Source organism: Elusimicrobiota bacterium, assembly GCA_026388155.1.
GTDB lineage: Bacteria > Elusimicrobiota > Elusimicrobia > Elusimicrobiales > UBA9959 > UBA9634.
Genome location: JAPLKI010000010.1, coordinates 91,877 through 110,060, shown reverse-complemented (window position 1 = coordinate 110,060; position 18,184 = coordinate 91,877). Strand labels below are relative to the sequence as shown.

The 18,184-nt window shown below is 52.6% G+C and carries 22 protein-coding genes; all 22 read right to left on the bottom strand.

Going from position 1 to position 18,184, the window contains the following annotated elements:
* Positions 1 to 67: 67 nt before the first annotated feature.
* Positions 68 to 868, bottom strand: a complete 801-nt coding sequence (locus NTX59_03625; protein ID MCX5784758.1) for a 7-carboxy-7-deazaguanine synthase QueE — start codon at positions 866 to 868, stop codon at positions 68 to 70.
* Positions 869 to 923: 55 nt separating this feature from the next.
* The gene (gene queC / locus NTX59_03620; GenBank protein ID MCX5784757.1) at positions 924 to 1,610 is read right to left on the bottom strand and encodes a 7-cyano-7-deazaguanine synthase QueC; all 687 of its coding nucleotides are present in this window, start codon (positions 1,608 to 1,610) and stop codon (positions 924 to 926) included.
* Positions 1,611 to 1,718: 108 nt separating this feature from the next.
* Positions 1,719 to 2,438 carry a 2-phosphosulfolactate phosphatase gene (locus tag NTX59_03615; GenBank protein MCX5784756.1) on the bottom strand — a complete coding sequence of 240 codons (720 nt, stop codon included), beginning with the start codon at positions 2,436 to 2,438 and terminating at the stop codon, positions 1,719 to 1,721.
* Entirely contained in the window at positions 2,404 to 2,823 is a 420-nt protein-coding gene (locus NTX59_03610) for a hypothetical protein (GenBank protein MCX5784755.1), read from the bottom strand. Before NTX59_03610 ends, NTX59_03615 begins: the two co-directional genes overlap by 35 nt.
* On the bottom strand, positions 2,790 to 2,978 hold the full coding sequence (locus tag NTX59_03605) for a type II toxin-antitoxin system HicA family toxin (protein ID MCX5784754.1): 189 nt from the start codon (positions 2,976 to 2,978) through the stop codon (positions 2,790 to 2,792). Before NTX59_03605 ends, NTX59_03610 begins: the two co-directional genes overlap by 34 nt.
* A gap of 212 nt (positions 2,979 to 3,190) precedes the next feature.
* The gene (locus NTX59_03600) at positions 3,191 to 3,751 is read right to left on the bottom strand and encodes a hypothetical protein (GenBank protein MCX5784753.1); all 561 of its coding nucleotides are present in this window, start codon (positions 3,749 to 3,751) and stop codon (positions 3,191 to 3,193) included.
* Between the two features lie 36 nt (positions 3,752 to 3,787).
* Positions 3,788 to 4,699, bottom strand: coding sequence for a glutamate racemase (murI, locus tag NTX59_03595; GenBank protein MCX5784752.1), 912 nt, complete (start codon positions 4,697 to 4,699; stop codon positions 3,788 to 3,790).
* Between the two features lie 88 nt (positions 4,700 to 4,787).
* Positions 4,788 to 6,392 carry an N-acetylmuramoyl-L-alanine amidase gene (locus NTX59_03590; GenBank protein ID MCX5784751.1) on the bottom strand — a complete coding sequence of 535 codons (1,605 nt, stop codon included), beginning with the start codon at positions 6,390 to 6,392 and terminating at the stop codon, positions 4,788 to 4,790.
* A gap of 50 nt (positions 6,393 to 6,442) precedes the next feature.
* Complete coding sequence (locus NTX59_03585; protein MCX5784750.1) at positions 6,443 to 7,894, bottom strand: Rne/Rng family ribonuclease; 1,452 nt, start codon at positions 7,892 to 7,894, stop codon at positions 6,443 to 6,445.
* A gap of 130 nt (positions 7,895 to 8,024) precedes the next feature.
* Positions 8,025 to 8,702 (bottom strand): TIGR03936 family radical SAM-associated protein, encoded by a 678-nt coding sequence (locus NTX59_03580; GenBank protein ID MCX5784749.1) that lies wholly within the window; start codon positions 8,700 to 8,702, stop codon positions 8,025 to 8,027.
* Between the two features lie 121 nt (positions 8,703 to 8,823).
* Positions 8,824 to 10,164, bottom strand: coding sequence for an FtsW/RodA/SpoVE family cell cycle protein (locus tag NTX59_03575; GenBank protein MCX5784748.1), 1,341 nt, complete (start codon positions 10,162 to 10,164; stop codon positions 8,824 to 8,826).
* Positions 10,165 to 10,166: 2 nt separating this feature from the next.
* Positions 10,167 to 12,011, bottom strand: a complete 1,845-nt coding sequence (mrdA, locus tag NTX59_03570) for a penicillin-binding protein 2 (protein ID MCX5784747.1) — start codon at positions 12,009 to 12,011, stop codon at positions 10,167 to 10,169.
* Positions 12,012 to 12,114: 103 nt separating this feature from the next.
* Positions 12,115 to 12,594 carry a rod shape-determining protein MreD gene (gene mreD / locus NTX59_03565; protein ID MCX5784746.1) on the bottom strand — a complete coding sequence of 160 codons (480 nt, stop codon included), beginning with the start codon at positions 12,592 to 12,594 and terminating at the stop codon, positions 12,115 to 12,117.
* Positions 12,591 to 13,436: a rod shape-determining protein MreC gene (locus NTX59_03560; GenBank protein ID MCX5784745.1), complete on the bottom strand. Its 846-nt coding sequence runs from the start codon at positions 13,434 to 13,436 to the stop codon at positions 12,591 to 12,593. Before NTX59_03560 ends, mreD begins: the two co-directional genes overlap by 4 nt.
* 91 nt (positions 13,437 to 13,527) lie before the next feature.
* Complete coding sequence (locus NTX59_03555; protein MCX5784744.1) at positions 13,528 to 14,571, bottom strand: rod shape-determining protein; 1,044 nt, start codon at positions 14,569 to 14,571, stop codon at positions 13,528 to 13,530.
* 73 nt (positions 14,572 to 14,644) lie between these two features.
* Positions 14,645 to 14,989, bottom strand: a complete 345-nt coding sequence (rplQ, locus tag NTX59_03550) for a 50S ribosomal protein L17 (GenBank protein ID MCX5784743.1) — start codon at positions 14,987 to 14,989, stop codon at positions 14,645 to 14,647.
* Positions 14,990 to 15,058: 69 nt separating this feature from the next.
* Positions 15,059 to 16,033, bottom strand: a complete 975-nt coding sequence (locus NTX59_03545) for a DNA-directed RNA polymerase subunit alpha (protein ID MCX5784742.1) — start codon at positions 16,031 to 16,033, stop codon at positions 15,059 to 15,061.
* 18 nt (positions 16,034 to 16,051) lie between these two features.
* Positions 16,052 to 16,687, bottom strand: a complete 636-nt coding sequence (rpsD, locus tag NTX59_03540; protein ID MCX5784741.1) for a 30S ribosomal protein S4 — start codon at positions 16,685 to 16,687, stop codon at positions 16,052 to 16,054.
* Between the two features lie 104 nt (positions 16,688 to 16,791).
* A complete protein-coding gene (gene rpsK / locus NTX59_03535) occupies positions 16,792 to 17,238 on the bottom strand; it encodes a 30S ribosomal protein S11 (GenBank protein MCX5784740.1) in 447 nt (148 codons plus the stop codon).
* A gap of 123 nt (positions 17,239 to 17,361) precedes the next feature.
* Entirely contained in the window at positions 17,362 to 17,769 is a 408-nt protein-coding gene (gene rpsM / locus NTX59_03530) for a 30S ribosomal protein S13 (protein MCX5784739.1), read from the bottom strand.
* A gap of 68 nt (positions 17,770 to 17,837) precedes the next feature.
* Positions 17,838 to 17,951: a 50S ribosomal protein L36 gene (rpmJ, locus tag NTX59_03525; protein ID MCX5784738.1), complete on the bottom strand. Its 114-nt coding sequence runs from the start codon at positions 17,949 to 17,951 to the stop codon at positions 17,838 to 17,840.
* Between the two features lie 10 nt (positions 17,952 to 17,961).
* Positions 17,962 to 18,183: a translation initiation factor IF-1 gene (gene infA, locus NTX59_03520; GenBank protein MCX5784737.1), complete on the bottom strand. Its 222-nt coding sequence runs from the start codon at positions 18,181 to 18,183 to the stop codon at positions 17,962 to 17,964.
* Position 18,184 lies beyond the last annotated feature (1 nt).

Sequence of the window (18,184 nt, the reverse complement as noted above, 5' to 3'; positions counted from 1 at the left end):
GCTATAAGGAACTCCTAAAAAAGCGTATGGCATACGGCTTACGGCCTATGGCAGCTTCCGCTTCTCCCTACTTTACCCCCCACTTCGGGTGCTGCTGGGGCAAAAGCCTTACTACCGGAAGTTTGGCGGAAGCCTCGCAACAGGCCTTTTCCAAAAAACCGGCGGCCGGCGGCCGCACGGCGGCGGGCCGCCTTGTGGCCGGCTGTAAAAAAAACGGGATTATTCCCGGAACCGAAGCGGTCAATTCCACGGCTTTTTTAAAATCGGAAAAGCTGGTTTTTGAGGTCAGCACAACCTTTACAAATGTTTTTTCCGGCGCGGCCTTAATGAATCCTGCGTGCTCGCGCCAGAAAGGCTGCTGCCCGGTTGAAGAAGGCAGCTTTATATCCATGGCTATAACATCCACCAGACTCTTTACTTTTAAAAGTTCGCGATAAAGAGTGCCGTTGGTTTCCAGGTGGACGGCCAATCCCGCTTTTCTGAGAGCTGGCGCCAGCACTTTAATAAATTTCCAGTTAAGCAGCGGCTCACCGCCTGTAAGAGAGACCGCTTTTGCCCGGTTTTTCCGGGCAAGTTTAATTACCTCAGCGGCCGCCGCCGCCGCGGAGATTTCCCTATAATCCGAAATTCCCTCTCCTGTTTTTTTTTCTTGCTTGTGACCTGTGACCTGCGACTTGTGACTGTAAAAAGGAGCCATGCTCCTTTTTACAAGGGCTGCCGGTTCGTCGCAATACGCGCAATTAAGGTTGCATCCGGCGAACCGCAGGAAAACCTGTTTTTGCCCGCAATAAAGCCCCTCACCTTGGATAGAAAAAAATATTTCTGATATTTTAGCGGTGAGCATTTTAAAGTTTCTGCCATACGCCATAGGCTTTAAGCCATAAGCTATAAGGGAACTCCTAAAAAAGCATATGGCCTATGGCTTAAGGCCTATGGCTTTTTAATGCCGGGTCGGCTATTCCGGCTTCTTTGAACCCCCTCGCACGGAGCTTACAGGAATCGCAATGGCCGCAAGGTCTTCTTCCGCCTGAGTAGCAGGACCAGGTGAACCCAAGCGGAGCGCCCAGTTTCAACGCGAGCTTTACAATTTCAGCCTTACTCAGGCGGATAAGGGGAGTGAGAAATTTTATTGCGCCGCCCTCGGCGCCTAAGCGGGTTCCGGCATTAGCCGCTTTTTCAAGCGCTCTGTAGAATTCCGGGCGGCAATCCGGGTAGCCTGAATAATCGACTATATTCGGGCCAAGCACCACGGCCGAAGCCCCGATTGAATCCGCGAGCGATACGCCTATGGCGGCAAAAACAAGATTTCTGCCCGGGACATAGGTGCCGGGTATTTTTCCGCCGCCTATTTTTGAAGACCCGGTATCCGGAAGTTTCCGGCTTGAATCGACCAGCGAGCTGACTTTAAGCCACGGGAAAGACAGGCGTATTTCATGAAGCGGCACCTTAAGCAGTCCGGCAATTTTACGCGCGCTCTCGTTTTCCCGGCAATGCCGCTGACCATAGTTAAAAGAAACCGCTCGGCAGTCATAGCTTTTGTCAAGCGCCCAGCACAAAGCCGTGGTTGAGTCCAGCCCGCCGGAAAAAAGCACCACAGCTTTCTTTTTCATAATTAAACCCTAACTATAGCGCTGAAGCCTGAAGAGCTGAAGAAAAAAACTTACAGGTTTCCAAACTTCAGCCCTTCACTCCCTCCGTAACTTCAGCGCTTCAGAGCTTCAGCTCTTCAGTGCTAATGCCGCATTTTCCACCACTCCGTAAGCCTCCATTATTTTTACTCTTGGCAAAACATTCATAGCGTCTTTTTTTAAAACTATTTCAATATCCCTTTTCCCGGTTTCGGGCCGCAGGGCCATAAAGTCCATAATTCTGCCGCTTTTATGTATCTCCTCAAGCGCGCCGGGGAAAGAATCCTTTCCCTCTATTTCTTCCGCGAGCGACCTCGCGCAGATGAAATCCTCAACATGCGCCCTGTCATAATAAAGGCAGGCCGGCACTATAAGAGTAGGCATGGGATTTGCGCGGCAATATGCGGCGAGCGCCGAGGCGTTGGCAAAGCAGCCGATCAAAATCTCCTTTGAGAATGCCAGCGACATAACCGCCGGCGACCCTGAGTTGGTCACAACCAGCGCCGGTCGTGAACTGTCGGAAGAGTAAAGAGCGGTATATGGCGAATTGTCATACCTGACAACATCCGGCCCCAAGTCAATTTCCGAAAACAGATCGGATTTTTTCTCCACTTTTCCGACCGCTATGGCGTGAGCGGGGCTTGAGTAAACGCGCACATCTCGGCGGCCGCTTTTAAGAAGCGCGCAAACCGTGTTTGAAAACCGGAAAAGGTCTATTACCACGCTCCGGTGGCGCCAAAGTCCGGCTTCGGAAATATCGTAAGCGACGCGGATTTTATTTTTGGGTGGCAGTGGAAACGACTGTGACATATTTAATGGCGAGAGCGCTTAAGTAAACTTCCGGAGCCTGATAGACTCCCATTTCAGGCCCCGATGCGACCGATTCCATGGTGATTATTATGGCGTCAGCGCCTATTTCGGCGGCCATTTTCCGCGCCTTGATCTTCCGCTGTTCTATGCTGTTGGAGTCGCTGGCCTGGATTTTGTCGCTGTGGATAATAGCCACCCCTCCCCATGGCCGGGTGGTTTGCTCGCGGGAGGTAAAAACGGGAACCTGCTTCCAACTGTGCGGCTCAGACCATGGCCCCACCTGTATAATGTCAAGCCGCGCCGACGCGCAGGCGCCGCACAGGATCAGGCCGGCCGCTAAAAAAGAACCTTTCAGTGCGGAGGCTGCAGGCCCAGTTCCTTGCATATTTTTTTAACCGTGAAATCCGCTATTTCAGTGTGGCGGGTAACGGGAACTTCCTTTTTTGAAACCGGGTTTGAAAAGACGGAATACTTTCCGCCCTCCCGCGAAAGCTCGCAGCCGTTCTGCATAAGATACCTTACAAGATCTTTTCTCTTCATAAACACCTCTTGACGGAACCGGAACCTCTACCCCCGGGCCGGCCCGCTAAATATATTTTAGCATTAAGGGCTCGTTAAAAAATAATAGACACATTTGGAGGCCCATATTTGAGCCGGATGCAAGGCGCGACGAAGGAGCATAGCGGTGTCCGCCTGTGGGTAAATCTGTCGGAAAGGGTCCCGCCAAAGTGCGGGGGTTGTTTCTGCCAGCTTTATTCCTGGCTTCTGGCTACTCTTGCCAGCAATTTCCAAGCGACCGATTTTTTTCCCACTGAAACCTGCACGAAACTGAGGATCCCTTCTTCGTTTTCAAAAATCAGCACACTGCGACCCTGCTCATTCAAAACGCCCTTCATTTGGCCGTATGAAGATGGAATATAAGAAGCGAAGGTCACATCCTCCTGGCGCTCGGTTCCGGTCATGGAGGAAGACGGAGACGCGTCGCTTTCTGTATCTTCCGATTTAGAGTCTATCATTACCCCGGCTTCTTCGCTGTCCTGCTCGGCGGCTTTTGCGGCCTCTTTTTTGGCGGCCGAAGCGGACGATTGGTATTTTTTTGCCGCATCAGGAGCCGCCGGGACCTGGGCGACTACTATCCGGCCCCGCGTGCTTTGACTGGGAGCGGCGTATGCGGGGACTGCCGCTTGTTTGGACGCGGAGCTCTGTTTTTCCCGCCCTGTCCGAGGGCCGGGAACTACTTCCGCGCCCGGAATCCGGGCGCTAAGCCCTCCGGCACAGAGAAGCATTGCAGCTGCGAACAAATACTTTTTCATGTTACCTCCTAAGAACCCCTCGAGTGAGCGGTTATATCAAAACCGCTTTACTTTCACATTGCCTGTTTTTATTTTAAGCAGTTTTAAAGCCAGGGCCTTGAATTTTTCAGGCGCGTCGCTGACTATAAATTCGCTTCTGCCCTTTACGGCATGCCCCCCGCGCCCGATGGCCCGGCGCTGGAGGAACTTCCCTGTTTCGAAACTGGCGGCTGGATGCCTAAACAGGCCTTCAGCCTCAAGCATCGCCTTCGCCCCCCGGGCGGCGGCCATGGCCGAATCCACAACCCTCACTTCGGAGCCAAACGCGGCTGAAATGGTTTTTTTAAGCAGCGGATAATGCGTGCAGCCGAGTATCACGGTGTCAAAATGTTTTTTTCTCTGCGGGCCAAGATATTTTTCAACCGCTAAGGCGGCTATACTGCCTGAACACCAGCCCTCTTCCGCCAGCGGCACTAAAAGAGGACAGGCCTTTTCAGCGGTGAAAATACGGCGGTCCTTTTTCTTAATGGCAATAGAGTAAGCCCGGCTGTTCACGGTGGCGGAAGTGCCTATTACCAGAACGCGTTTCGCGGGAACAGCCTGCTCCGCCCCTGACGCGCGGTCCGCAACCGGACGTGACCCGGCAAGGGCCTCATTTACCCCCGGCTCTATAACGCCGATCACAGGAACCTCTGAAATTTTCCTTATCTCCGCGAGAGCGAGCGAAGAAGCCGTATTGCATGCCACTATAAGCAATTTTATATCCTTTGACAGTAAATAGGCGGCCACTTCTTTTGAAAAAGCTATTACTGTTTCCTTTGACTTGGTGCCGTAAGGTACCCTTGCCGTGTCCCCGAAATAAACAAGGTTTTCCTCCGGCAGCAGTTTTCTTACCGCTTTGAAGACTGTAAGCCCCCCAAGGCCGGAGTCAAAAATGCCAATGGCCCGATCATTGCTTTTACCGCTCATAAATCAATCCCTTTTCACTCCCTGCCGCAAGGATCAAGTGATGTAAGTTTATTGTACCTAATCTCTAATCTTTAATTCCTGATCCCATCTATTTCCAGCCTTTCATTTCCGCGTATTTCAGCACTCCTTTGTATATCGCGGCGGCCATTTTTGCCCGGATCTTTTTGTCATTCATGTTTTTTTGGTCGTGCGGATTGCTCATAAAGCCGATTTCCACCAATATCCCCGGCGTGTAGGTGCCCCGCAGGACGTAAAACGCCGCCTGCTTGACATTGCGGTTTGAGAACGGCGTGCTTTTTTCCATTTCCTTTGAAATAAGGCCGGCAAGCTTGCTGCCCTCGTTTACGTATTCATTTCTCGCGAGCGAATGCAGCAGCAGCGACGCGGGGTCGGGCCGCTGCTCTCCGTCTTCAAGGCCGATCACGGAGTTTTCAAAATCCGCCACTTCGGCCGCCCCGGGGTCTGAAGCTTTTTCAGACATGAAATACACTTCAAAACCCTTCTCCCGCCTGTCCCGTGAAGCGTTAGCGTGTATGGAAATAAAAATATCAGCCTTGAACTCGTTGGCGATGCGGGAGCGCTCGGAAAGCGGTATAAAGATATCGGAGGTCCTGGTAAGGAGCGCGTCAAACATGGGGTTTTCACTGAAAAGGGAATAAAGTTCCTTTGCCACCAGCAGGTTGATCTCTTTTTCCTTGAGACCGAAGGCCCTTCTGCCGCCGGCATCCTTGCCGCCGTGGCCCGCGTCTATCACTATTCTCTTGGTGCCGGTCTTCTCAAGCACCATCCTGTCCGGAATATTTACTTGTGACGCCTGCGTGGAAACGGCAAAACCCCGGGGAGCTTCCCCTTCTGCGGTAGCTGTGTCGGGGCTTATTTCAAGCGGGACCTGCCCGGCCATGGAGGGACCTGCCGGCGCGCCGCCGGGCGCCCCTATGGACTGGGCCACCGAATGCTCCGCCTTGGTTATATCAAAAACCAGGCGCGAAGGATTTGAAAGTCTGAAAGAAGCCGGATGGCCGAAATTATCGTCAGGGGTTATCACGATGCGGACCATTTTATTTTCCTGAAAAAGGTCCACGGTTTTAACCACCCCGTCGCCTATATTTATTTTTTCCTCCGAGGCTATAACGCCTTCCGGCACGGTGATGGCGAATAAATTATTTTCTTTCTGCGAAGTCTGGTAGCCAAGAGGTTCCTCCATGTAAACCACCACCCTGGTTTTATCCTGATAGGAGAAATAATTAACGGAAGTGATGTTGATCTTACGCTGAGCCGACAGAACGCCGGTGCCCGGATTATAGCTCAGCGCGAAACCGAAGGCTTTGGCGAAGTATTTAGAAACGAAGAAGTCCATGGACAGGAAGGCCCTGCCCCCGCGCACTATCATGGGACTTGAGAACACCGTTTTCTCATCGTTTAAGGAAACGACGTCGTTTTTAATCGCGAACACCACTTTACTGCCCCGTATCTGCAGCATAAGCCGCCCGGAAACGGGATACCAATATTCTTTGCCTCCGATCAGCTTGGAAGCCTTTGACGCGTCCAGGTAAAGCTTCCCTCCCAGGCTGTATGTTCCTATCTTGCCCGAGTAAACCCCGTTCTTCATGTACGAAATTTCATCCATCCTGGCCCACGCCGGTGCGCACAATACCGCCGCCGCAAGAATGCAAAACATTATCCGTTTTAGCATAAAAATACACCTCTCGATATTTACGATTCGCCATTCGCTATTCACATTTCTTACTCCAATATTATCCTGTAATCCTCCCAGGTCAGCTGCGGGTCGGAAAAAATCTTTATGCTGCGATGCACATTTTTTTCCATCATGTCCTGCCTTTTTTTAAGTATATCCACAAGCAGCGGATGCACCACCACGCGCAGGTTTCCGCCCGGCCGGCCAAGGGTGAGGTTTTGTATTTCGCGCTGGATCTTTATTCTGACGCTTTCACTTGAGAGTACGCGGCCGGAGCCGTGGCATTCCTTGCACTCCTCGGTAAGCAGGCTGAAAGTGCTCTCTCTTTTTCTTTCTCTCGTCATTTCCACCAGCCCCAGGCGGGTTATGGGCAGTATACGGATCTTTGCGCGGTCGCGCCTGACCGCATATTCAAGGGTGTCCACCACCTTGTGCCGGTTCGAGGCCTTTTTCATATCTATGAAATCTATCACTATGATGCCGCCGATATTGCGCAGGCGCAGCTGCCTGGCCACTTCCTGGGCGGCTTCAATATTGGTGGCGGTGACAGTTTCTTCCTGCGACTTGGAACCGGTGTAGCGGCCGGTATTCACGTCTATGGCGCACAGCGATTCGGCTTCCTGTATGATGATGCTGCCGCCATTGGCCAGTTCCACCTTTACTTTGCGCAGCTCTTCAATGGCTTTTTCGATATTGAACGCCTTGAATATGGGCGTTTTAGCGTCATACAGCTTTACCCGCTCCTTCAGGCCTGGCGAAAGCTTGGAAACGAAATCCGTGACATTGTGAAAATCGTCCTTGTTGTCCAGCATATAAATTGAGGCGTCATCGGAGAATATGTCGCGGGCCACCTGCAGGGTCAGGTCTATGTCTTTATGCAGCAGGCAGGGCGGCTTTGAAGTTTCAAATCTTTTCTGAACCCCGTCCCAGAGGCGGATGAGGTACTTCAATTCCCTTTCCAGTTCGGTCTCGCTCGCTCCCTCGGACTCGGTGCGCACGATGCAGCCGTTTTTTCCCAGATTATTGCTCTCGGCTATTTTTTTGATTATCTCCGACAGCCGCTTGCGCTCCTCGTTGTTTTCTATGTTCTTCGACACGCCCACGAATTCCTGGAAGGGAGTCAACACCAGATAACGGCCGGGCAGGGAAACATCCATGGTCACTTTCATGCCCTTGGTGCTTATGGCGTCTTTAGTCACCTGCACCATCACTTCCTGGTCTTTTTTAAGCAGCCGGTCTATAGGATCCCTCTGCCCGCCCAACACGTCCGAAATATAGATATAGGCGTTTTTTTCGAGGCCGATATTCATGAATGCGCTTGAAATGCCGGGCAGCACATTTTCCACCACAGCCTTGTAAATGTTGCCCACTATATTGGAACTGGAGCGCCGCTCCCAGAAAAGTTCCGAAAGCTTGCCGTCGTCAAGTATCGCTATGCGCGTTTCTTCAAAAGACGTATTGGCGAATATTTCCTTGTTTATCTTGTTTTCATTGCTCATAAATTCCATTCTCCTTATAATACAACTTGATCACAGCGATTGCTGCATAGATCACGGCGATAACAAAACACAAGGAGCAGGACAGCCTTTACTTATTGCGGCCATCTCTTCACCATCGCTGTAATCTCCTCTAAAAAACCTCCAGCACGCCTTGGGAATTCAACCAGAGTAATTCCTTCCTCACTATCCGCGCAGGGACCGTCGGGCCGCCCGCCATAAGGCTTAGCACGGCCTCAGGCTTGATATTTCGCCCCGGTCCCAGCGCCAGCACAAGCTTCAGCGCCCCCCGCTGTTGTTCGTACACGGCCTCGATCACCAGAGGCCGGGCGTCCACGGACTTCTTCTCGCCCGAGGGCTTTACTTTTTCGTAAACTGCGCTTTTAAGTTCCAGGAAGCGGTCCACTGCGCCCTGGGAAAATCCATCCGGCAGGCCGCCCTCAAGCAGGTATTCGACTGCGTTCACCCCCGCCTCTATGGACGGGAAAAACATGGGAATACGCCTGGCCTCAAGCAGCCTGAAGCGGCCGCTGTCGAGTGCCGCCACCTTTTCGCCGGCGGTTTCGGCTTTTACAAATTCCTCCAGGTAAAGATCTGCATATTCGCATGTGCTCTCATAGCCCACGGAAATGGCCGGCCCGAACGACATTTTAGGCGCCGCACTCCTGCCGACCTTGGCGGGCCGGCACTTAAGCCCGCAAGACAGAGCTATTGTACGAAACGCCCTTATCTGCTCCAAATGGGTAAGTGAACTTGCCTCTTTGAGCCGTGCGAATTTAAGCCGTATCCGGGACTTGGGGCCGTTTTCCATAAGAGTTAAAAGCCAAATTATAGTTTAGAGTGTAGAGTTGAGAGTGTAGAGCGTTTGAGGAGTTCCATTATGTTCTCTACACTATCTACTCTCCACTATCCACTGTCTAATCACTGACATTTTAAACCAAAGTATACCGCCTTGCGTAAATGGACTGCGCTATACCCACCGCCATAAGGGTGGCGACCATATTTGAACCGCCATAAGACAACAGCGGCAGCGGCACTCCCATCACAGGTATAAGTCCCAAAAGCATGCCGAAATTTATAAAGAAATACACCATAAACATGCCGAAAATACCGCAGCTTACAAGGTAACCGAAGCGGTCGCGGGCCAGCCCCGCCGCCAGCTTTATGCGGCGAAGCACAAGCACGTAAAGCCCCGCCACCAGCACCATCCCCCAAAAACCCATTTCCTCACCTATAACAGCCAGTATAAAATCAGTGTGGCGCTCCGGCACAAACCCGAGGCGGGACTGGGTGCCGGAAAAAATACCGCGCCCGAATATGCCGCCGGAGCCTATGGCCACGCGCGCCTGCAGGAGATTATATCCGGCGCCGCGCGGATCAGCCTCCGGCGATAGAAAAACCTCAAGGCGCTTCTGCTGGTATTCTTTCATCTGATGCTTTACCATTACTCCGGAGAGAAACCCTAAAGAGATGACCAAGGCGGCTCCCGCGAAATAAACCCCTGAGATGTTCGAATAAAGTTTAATGGAAAGCAGCCACAGCAGATACGCCGCAAGCCCCGTTCCGGCCACGAAAAACAACGCGTTCCAGCCGAAATCAGACAGGTGATAAAAATAATTGATCAGCGGACTGTCCAGCAGTTCGGGGTTCATATTTATCAGCGCCCAAAGCACCGGGAAAAGGCCTGAAATAAAGCTGTAACCGAGTATGATCGCGAGATGGGAAATATTGGCTCCCGCGGCAAAAAGCATTATCAGTATTATGGGCAGGGTTATCAGTATGGCCGAAAAATCCGGCTGCTTTATCAGCAGAAAAAACACCGGCAGCGCCAGCAGGAAAGCCCCCAGAACCACGGGAAGTTCCTGGATCTTTGAAATGCGCTTATCCAGGTAATTGGCAAGCACGAGTATCAGACCTATGCGCGCGAATTCCGAAGGCTGCACCGAAAACAAAGGCAGGTGAAACCATGAGCGCGCTCCCTTATCCACCACGCCGAACAGCAGTACCGCCGCAAGCGACAGGAGCACCAGGCCGTAAACGAATTTCCACTGGTCCTGGAAAATCTGGTAATTCAGGCTCCATGCCGCGGAAAACGCGATAAGGGCGAGCGGCAGCGCTATAAAGTGTGTTCTCACTATCTTTGCCTGCTGGGGCAGAACGGCCACGGAAGAAACGATCGCCACCGTGCCTACAGTGAGAAGCACTAGCACGGAAATAAAAAGCGTCCAGTCCATACGGCTTTTTTTCAGCGCTGCCTGCTGGATAAATATCATATTTAATCAACTTCCGGCGCTGTCCCGGCCGGAGCCTCCGGCCCGGTTTTACCGTTTGGATCGGGCGCGGAATAAGTCTTTGAGGGCAGCTTATTCTTAAACAAAGCTTCTATCACCGCTTTGGCTATGGGCGCGGCGGCGCTGGCGCCGTGTTCGCCGTGCTCCACCAGCACCGAAACCGCCACTTCGGCCGGCTGGCCTGGTAAAGAGGCGTACGCCACGAACCAGGCATGGTCCTTGCCCTGCGGGTTTTGGGCGGTGCCGGTTTTGCCGTAAACCTCAATGCCGCTTATTTTGGCGACCTGCCCCGTACCCTCATCCACTACCTGCCTTAAACCCTGATGGATCAGGTCCCAGGTGGAATTTTTAAAATTAAGGCGGCTCAGTTCCTCGGTATGGCCGCGGTAAAGAGCCTCCCCTTCTCCGTTTACTATTTTGTCCACGTAATAGGGCCTGTAAAAAATCCCGCCGTTTGCCACCGCGGACATTAAAAGCGCCATTTGTATGGGGGTCACCAGCGTCTCGCCCTGGCCGATGGCAAGATTTAAAGTATCGCCGATAAACCAGTAGCTTTTTTTTGCGGCCCTCCTGCTGGGGCCGAAAACATTACCGGCTTTCTCGTCGGGCAGCGGTATCCCGGTGGGCAGCCCCAGCCGGAACTGCCGGGCCATTTTTTCTATACTAAGCGGGCCCACACGCAGGCCGGCGTTATAAAAATAGACATCGCAGGAATTGGCAAGACCGGCCAAAAAAGCGACTCGTCCGTGGCCTTTTTTCTGCCAGCACTTGAATACCCTGCTGCCGGCGTCGTAATAGCCGGGACAATTAAAAGTTTCGGAGACAGAAACCTTTCCGGTTTCGAGCAATGCCGCCGAGGTAATGATCTTGAAGGGCGAGCCGGGCGGATATGCGCCCTGTAAAGCGACATTGAATTCAGGAAGATTTTTCAGCTTCCCCTGATCGCGCTCATCCTGGTAAGCCACGAACATGTTTGGATCGTACTCCGGCATTGAAACAAGCGCGAGCACCGCCCCGGAGCGCGGATCCAGCGCCACCACGGCCCCCTTGCCGGTGGCCGACGCGGCAAGCCCCGCCTCGGCGGCCGCCTGGGCTTTTGAGTTTATGGTCAGGTAGACATCCGAGCCAGGCACCCATTTCCGGCTTTCAAGGATGCGGCTGAGCTTGCCGCGTGAATCCACTTCCAGATAAATGCCGCCGTCCCGGCCCTTGAGCTCTTTTTCGTAAATCTTCTCAAGACCGGTCTTCCCCACGCGGGAATCCATGAAATAGTTTTTATCTTTGCCGCGGGCACTCCACTCGCGCGCATCCATCTTGCTTATGTAGCCGATGAGGTGGCACAGGTTGGAGCCGAAGGGATAAAACCGCCTGGCTTCGACTATGATGTCCACTCCGGGATAAATGGTTTTCAGCTCGGAAAGAGAAAACATGGTTTTGGAGGAAAGATTTTCCACCAGACGCACCGGCGTTTCCCTGCGGGCGGCTCTATAAAGCGTGTTGCGCAGATCTTCATACGACATCGCGAGATGACGCGAAAGTCCCGAAGCAAGGGCATCGATCTCTGAGTTTGTTTTTAACTGACCGGGAAAGTATATAAGGCTGAAAGACGGCTTGCTGGTTGCCATGGCGACGTCGTCCGAGGTGAAAATACGCCCCCGGGGCGCCGTCTGGGCTATGATCTGGGTGCGGTTCTTTTCGGCTATTTCGCGATAATGGGAAGCCATGAGCACCTGCAGGTTTATAAGGCGCAGCAAAAATACCAGGGCCGCCGCATAGGCGAGTATCCACAGGTAATCAAGCCTTTCCTGCGATATTTGGCGATCTATCATATGGCGATCCCCGAAAGGGGATAGGGGCTAGCGGTTAGGGAAATCAAAAATTCCTTCCCTAACCTCTCGCCCCTCGCTCCTCGCCCCTCGCATAATGCTGCAATCATAATATCTCGAACTTCCTCTTCAGCCGGGAAAAAACATAAAAAACGACGGGAGCTGCGACTGCGTTCAGGAAAGGCTCAACCAAAAAAATTTTCAGGCTCAGGGGATTGATTTTAGCCATAGAAAGCGACAAAACCTGATAAAACAGCATGCAGACCACCGACATAACCGGCGCCGTGACAAGCTGGGCGAAAGGGGCGGACATGTCAAAATGCCGTTTCACTATATATACGCAATAAGCCATTAATGTATAGGTGAGCGCGTAAGCTCCGAACATATTGGTCCCCAGCAGGTCAAGATACAGGCCAAGAAAAAAACCGTAAGCTATGGCTTTTACCGGGCGGGCCATCACGGCCGCGCTCAACGCCGCCAGAAAAATAAAATTAGGGGCCGTGCCGAAAAGCGACAAATGCCCCGTCCACCACCAGTAAAAAACTCCGGTTAAAAGATACAGCAGGGCATCGCCGAAATATCTCATTTTCTTTTCTCTTCCCTGTACGGAGAATTCCGCTTGACTACGAGCACTTCCCTTAGATTGTTCACATTGACCGCGGGCGTTATATCCGCCGTAATAAAATTCATGAAAGATTCTTTTGGATAAACTTTTATAACGCGCCCCAGATACACTCCCCCGGGAAACAACAATCCGCCGCCCGAGGTGAAAAGCTCGGCTCCGGCAGCCAGAGCGGAATCTTCCGGAACATAATTCATTTTTAAAAGCCAGGTTCCCTTGCCTTCGGCCAGGGCCGTAAAACCGCCTTTTTCCGGAGAGCAGATGACAGAAGACAGATCGTTGGTTACCAGCAGCGCTTTTGAAAAGTCCGGAGAAACCTCAAATATCCTCCCCGCGAGCCCCGCGCGGCCGTTCTCAAACCCAAGGACCATATCATTTTGCTCCACCCCCTGCCTGGCCCCCTTGTCAATAAAAAAAGACCCGTACCAGTCGGAAGGGTCCTTATTTATGACCCGGGCCCATACGCCTTTCCAGGGCAGGCGGCCCGAAAGCCCGAGCGCCGAGGAAAGACGGGCGTTTTCGTCAAACACCGCGGCCGCGCTCTGGCGGTAAATTTCAAGCTCTTTTATTTTATCTTTCAGTGCGCGGTTTTCCTGATCGGTGCGCAGCAGCGCCAGAAAATTTTCCGGCACATTGCGCGCGTAATACTCGTATTTTGAGCCGTAATGAAGAGACGGATTAAGGCTGTAACCTACGATAATACGCGCGCTGTGGGCTATTTTTGAGGAAGGAAAAATAAGCAGCAGGGCCGACAAAAAGACAAAAAAGACCACAGCGTAATTGGCCATGTCTTTTTCTTTGTTCATAACGGCGCCCCTGACTTAACGCAGAAACGCCCGTGTTTGGAGGAAAACAAGCCCCGGAAAACGGCATTAAAAACCCGGCGCGAGCGCCGGGCTAATCGTTCCGGTAGGACTTAAAAAAATCGGGTTTCTGCTGTATCTTGTCCAGTTCTTCCAAATACTTCCCGCAGCCAAGGGCGACACAGCTTAAAGGGTCGGCGGCTCTGTGGACTGGCAACTCGGTTTCCTGCCTGATAAGCTCGGGGAAGCCGCGCAACAGCGAGCCCCCGCCGGCAAGCACCATACCCCTGTCAACCAGATCCGAGGAGAGCTCGGGCGGGGTTTCTTCCAGTACCTGCTTAATAAGGTCCACAATAAGCTGCACAGGCTCCATAAGAGCCTGACGTATCTCTTCTGAAGTAACAAGAATTGTTTTAGGCAGGCCCTTTGCCTGGTCTCTGCCCTTGACCTCTATGGTCTTTTCTTCTTTCAGAGGAAAAACCGAACCTATCTGTATCTTTACCTCTTCCGCGGTCGCTTCTCCTATGACTAAATTGTGCTTTCTCCTGAAGTACTGCACTATGCAGTCGTCCATCTCGTCGCCCGCCACGTCAAGGGACTTGGCCACTACCATGCCGCCAAGCGATATAACGGCCACTTCCGTGGTGCCGCCACCCACGTCGCAGATCATGCTTGCGTGAGGCTCTGAAACAGGCAGGTCGGAACCGATGGCGGCGGCCATAGGCTCTTCTATGAGCAAAACTTCCCGCGCGCCCGCCTGCTCGGCGGATTCCTGCACCGCGCGCTTTTCAACTTCCGTGATGCCTGAGGGGATGCCTATGACGATACGGGGATGCAGCAGGCTGCGCCTGTTGTGAACTTTCCGGATAAAATACTTTATCATTTCCTGGGTAACTTCAAAGTCGGCTATTACACCGTTTCTCAGCGGCCGCACCGCCGCGATGTGCGAGGGCGTGCGCCCGAGCATGAGCTTAGCTTCCGAACCCACCGCCAGCACCCTGTGCCTGTTCTTGTCTATGGCCACCACTGACGGCTCGCGCAGCACGATGCCCTTGCCCCTGACATAGACCAGCGTGTTGGCAGTGCCCAGGTCAATGCCTATATCGTTTGAAAAAAGGCTGAAAAAATAGTCGAACATTATAACCTAAAAATCGGCGATTTTATTCGGAGCATTATCACCGTAATCATTCTGTTATCGCTGTAATCTCTTCCTAATCAACCAGTTTTATCATGGCGATTTCGGTCGCATCGCCTTTTCTTACGCCGATCCTTAATATCCTGGTAAATCCGCCCGGGCGTTCCTTATAGCGCGGCGCTATAACTTCAAGCACCTTGTTATAAACTTCGCGGCTGCGCACTGCGCGGCGCACTTCCAGTGTGCGGCCATGTTTGGCGTCGGTGATAACGCGCTCCACCACCCGGCGCAATTCCTTGGCTTTAGGCACCGTGGTGGTTATTTTTTCATGCAGAAGAAGGCTGGTCGCCATATTTGAAAACATCGCCTTCCTGTGGGAGCCGGTCTTGGAAAGTTTTCTGTGTCCGAGATTCTTTATCATAAGATTGCAGATCCTTTGTCCTGTGTCCTTCTCTTGCTTGTGACCTGTGACCAGCGGCGCGCTGCGCCGCTATTCCTTCATACCGAGAGAAAGCCCCATCTCTTTGAGCTTATCTTTGATCTCGTCAAGCGATTTCTGCCCGAAATTTTTCACCGCGAGCAGATCATTCTCGGATTTATTCACCAGTTCGCCTATGGTGCGGATACCCGCCACCTTAAGACAGTTGGACGCCCTGGAGGAGAGCTCTATCATATCCACACCCTGTTCCAGCTTGTTATTAAGCTCGCCGGAACCGGCGGTGCTTTCTTCGCTTTTTTCAGGAACACTTTCCGCAGCGGCCTCTTCTTTCGGCAGGAAAGGGATGATGGAGCGCCGGAGCAGCGCGGCAGTTTTGTTCACCGCGTCGGACGGAGTAATGGTGCCGTCGGTCCACACTTCAAGCACCAATTTGTCGTAATCGGTCTTATGTCCCACGCGGGCATTTTCCACGGTGTAATGCACTTTCTCTATCGGGGAGAATAAAGCGTCCATCGGAATAAAATCCGCCGGCAGAGTCATTCCTGAAATGATCTCGTCGGAAGTGAGATATCCCGCACCCCTTGCGATCTCAAGTTCCGCTTCGAACTCGGCGCCGGCCTCGACATGGGCGATTACGAGGTCCTTGTTTATTACCTCCACATTGGCGCTTTCGCGTATATCGGAGGCTTTAACTTCTTTCTTGCCCTTAAGCGAGATAAGAAGCGTCTCCGGCCCTTCGCCGTGAAGACGCACGCGGAGTTTCTTCAGGTTCAGGAGTATGTTTATAACATCCTCCTCAACGCCGTTGACGGTGGAATATTCGTGGCGGGCACCCTTGATGCGCACGGCCACCACCGCGGCGCCGTCAAGACTTGAAAGAAGGATGCGCCTGAGCGAATTACCGATGGTGTGGCCATAACCCCTTTCATAGGGCTCAGCGGTGAATTTGGAATAATTCGCGGTCCGGCTTTTTTCCTCAAGGCTTAAGGCTTCAGGAATGATGAGCTGTTTTGAAAATGTAGGCATGCGTTGGTAACCTCCTGATTATTTGGAATAGAACTCAACAATGAGCTGTTCATTTACGGGTATGGAAACTTCGGCTCTGTCCGGCCAGCGCACGAGCTTGCCGGAAAGCGTGGTCTCGTCCCAGGCCAGAAAACTCGGGCGTTGGGCCGTTTTTTGCGCGTTCTCAAGGCCCTGCTTTACAAGCAGCGTCTGGGAAGCCTTCGGGTCTATTGAAACTGAGTCTCCGGGCTTGACCAGACACGACGCTATATCCACCCTCCTGCCGTTGACTTTAATGTGGCCGTGATTAACCAGCTGGCGGGCCGCTTTCATGGATACCGCAAAACCGAGGCGCCTCACTATATTATCCAGACGCACTTCAAGGAAGCGCAAAAGCGCCGCTCCGGTCTGACCCTTGTCCTTTGAGGCCATGGCAAAGAACCGGCGGAACTGCGCTTCACCTACCTGCGCCATCATACGCGCTATCTGCTTTTCCTTCAGATGAACGGCATAGTCGGATTTCTTGTTTCTGCCGGCTCCCGACGAAAATTTTTTGTCTTTCTTCTGTTTCTGCTTATCCACAATGCAGTTGGTATTACACTTCACTCCTTTCAGGAACAGCTTCTGGCTGACCTTTCTGCATTTTTTGCAACTTGGACCCGTATATCTGGACATTTAACCTCCGTAAAAATCAGCGTATAGCGTATAACGATTAGGGGTTAGGGAAGGAAATTTCTTAACCCTATACACTAACCCCTCGCCTCTAGCCGCTGTTGTTGTTACACTCTCCGCGCCTTGGGCGGCCTGCAACCGTTGTGCGGGATGCCGGTAACATCTTTTATGGACACCACGCGTATGCCGCTGGCGGCTATGGCGCGTATTGCGGTTTCTCTGCCGGGGCCGGGGCCGTTCACAAAAATCTGCGCCTGCCGCACGCCGTATTCGGCGGCTTTGGCGCAGGCCTTTGAGGCCGTGATCTGGGCCGCGAAAGGCGTTCCCTTCTTGGTGCCCCGAAATCCGTTACTGCCCGATGTCGACCAGGCGATGGCCCCGCCTTTTTCGTCGGTAATGGTGACGATGGTGTTGTTAAAAGAGCAGTTGATGTAAACGCGGGCGAAAGGCACGCTGCGATAGCGGCGTTTGGCCTGCGGTTTCTCCGCGCCCTTCCCAACGGGAGCCGCGCCGGCGGGCCGGGGGCCTTTGGCGCCGTCAGCTGATGAGGGGATGCCGCTCTGCGGTTTTCCCTGTTCCGGCCTTTTGGCCTGGTCGTTCTGCGGTTTTTTTTCTTCGCTCATAATTTTCAAATCCTCCTGAGGATAAATCAGAACTGAAGCGCTTAAGCGCTTTTTTTACGCCGCGGGCTTGGCTGCCGCCGCCGCCGGCGCCTTTGAAGACGAACCCACGGTTTTTCTCCTGCCTCTGCGGGTTCTGGCGTTGGTCTTGGTGCGCTGGCCGCGGGCAGGGAGATTGCGTCTGTGCCTGTAGCCGCGATAACTGCTTATTTCCACATAGCGCTTGATGTGCGCGGTTTCCTCGCGCCTCAGTTCGCCTTCCACCTTGTATTCCTTTGAGATAAGCGAGTTGAGCAGCCCCACCTGATCCTCAGTAAGATTCTTTACCCTGGTCGTGGGGTCTATCTGGTTTTTCAGGCCTTCCAAAATCTTCCTGGCCATGGGCCGGCCTATCCCGTAAACATAGGCGAGGGCGATGTCAATTCTTTTTTCCCTCGGTAAATCCACTCCAGCTATTCTTGCCATATATTCTCCTTAAACTCAGTGCTGAAGCGCTGAAGAACTGAAGCGCTGAAGTTCTTCAGGCTGTAAAACTAACCCTGCCGCTGTTTATGCCGGGGATCGGTGCAAATCACCCTGACTACGCCTTTTCTTTTAACTATCTTGCATTTGTTGCAGATTTTCTTAACGCTTGCTCTTACCTTCATCTGGATACCTCTATTTTCCCCTGTAAACGATCCTGCCTTTGGAAAGGTCGTAGGGCGACAATTCAAGGCGGACTTTGTCTCCGGGAAGAATCTTTATATGGTTGATGCGCATTTTGCCGGAAATTATCCCAAGGATGGTTTTTCCGGGTGCGATCTCAACTTTGAAAGTGGCGTTCGGAAGCGACTCTTTCACTATCCCTTCAAGTTCTATTTTTTCGCTGTTTTCTGACATA

What these genes read in the sequence shown, in the direction of transcription:
- NTX59_03575 (MCX5784748.1), bottom strand. Translation starts at nt 10,164, where the DNA reads ATGATATTTATCCAGCAGGCAGCGCTGAAAAAAAGCCGTATGGACTGG.
- mreD (MCX5784746.1), bottom strand. Translation starts at nt 12,594, where the DNA reads ATGAGATATTTCGGCGATGCCCTGCTGTATCTTTTAACCGGAGTTTTT.
- NTX59_03545 (MCX5784742.1), bottom strand. Translation starts at nt 16,033, where the DNA reads ATGCCTACATTTTCAAAACAGCTCATCATTCCTGAAGCCTTAAGCCTT.
- NTX59_03615 (MCX5784756.1), bottom strand. Translation starts at nt 2,438, where the DNA reads ATGTCACAGTCGTTTCCACTGCCACCCAAAAATAAAATCCGCGTCGCT.
- mrdA (MCX5784747.1), bottom strand. Translation starts at nt 12,011, where the DNA reads ATGATAGATCGCCAAATATCGCAGGAAAGGCTTGATTACCTGTGGATA.
- NTX59_03580 (MCX5784749.1), bottom strand. Translation starts at nt 8,702, where the DNA reads ATGGAAAACGGCCCCAAGTCCCGGATACGGCTTAAATTCGCACGGCTC.
- infA (MCX5784737.1), bottom strand. Translation starts at nt 18,183, where the DNA reads ATGTCAGAAAACAGCGAAAAAATAGAACTTGAAGGGATAGTGAAAGAG.
- rpmJ (MCX5784738.1), bottom strand. Translation starts at nt 17,951, where the DNA reads ATGAAGGTAAGAGCAAGCGTTAAGAAAATCTGCAACAAATGCAAGATA.
- NTX59_03610 (MCX5784755.1), bottom strand. Translation starts at nt 2,823, where the DNA reads ATGCAAGGAACTGGGCCTGCAGCCTCCGCACTGAAAGGTTCTTTTTTA.
- rpsM (MCX5784739.1), bottom strand. Translation starts at nt 17,769, where the DNA reads ATGGCAAGAATAGCTGGAGTGGATTTACCGAGGGAAAAAAGAATTGAC.
- NTX59_03605 (MCX5784754.1), bottom strand. Translation starts at nt 2,978, where the DNA reads ATGAAGAGAAAAGATCTTGTAAGGTATCTTATGCAGAACGGCTGCGAG.
- NTX59_03555 (MCX5784744.1), bottom strand. Translation starts at nt 14,571, where the DNA reads ATGTTCGACTATTTTTTCAGCCTTTTTTCAAACGATATAGGCATTGAC.
- NTX59_03560 (MCX5784745.1), bottom strand. Translation starts at nt 13,436, where the DNA reads ATGAACAAAGAAAAAGACATGGCCAATTACGCTGTGGTCTTTTTTGTC.
- NTX59_03600 (MCX5784753.1), bottom strand. Translation starts at nt 3,751, where the DNA reads ATGAAAAAGTATTTGTTCGCAGCTGCAATGCTTCTCTGTGCCGGAGGG.
- queC (MCX5784757.1), bottom strand. Translation starts at nt 1,610, where the DNA reads ATGAAAAAGAAAGCTGTGGTGCTTTTTTCCGGCGGGCTGGACTCAACC.
- NTX59_03625 (MCX5784758.1), bottom strand. Translation starts at nt 868, where the DNA reads ATGGCGTATGGCAGAAACTTTAAAATGCTCACCGCTAAAATATCAGAA.
- rpsD (MCX5784741.1), bottom strand. Translation starts at nt 16,687, where the DNA reads ATGTCCAGATATACGGGTCCAAGTTGCAAAAAATGCAGAAAGGTCAGC.
- murI (MCX5784752.1), bottom strand. Translation starts at nt 4,699, where the DNA reads ATGAGCGGTAAAAGCAATGATCGGGCCATTGGCATTTTTGACTCCGGC.
- NTX59_03585 (MCX5784750.1), bottom strand. Translation starts at nt 7,894, where the DNA reads ATGAGCAATGAAAACAAGATAAACAAGGAAATATTCGCCAATACGTCT.
- rplQ (MCX5784743.1), bottom strand. Translation starts at nt 14,989, where the DNA reads ATGATAAAGAATCTCGGACACAGAAAACTTTCCAAGACCGGCTCCCAC.
- NTX59_03590 (MCX5784751.1), bottom strand. Translation starts at nt 6,392, where the DNA reads ATGCTAAAACGGATAATGTTTTGCATTCTTGCGGCGGCGGTATTGTGC.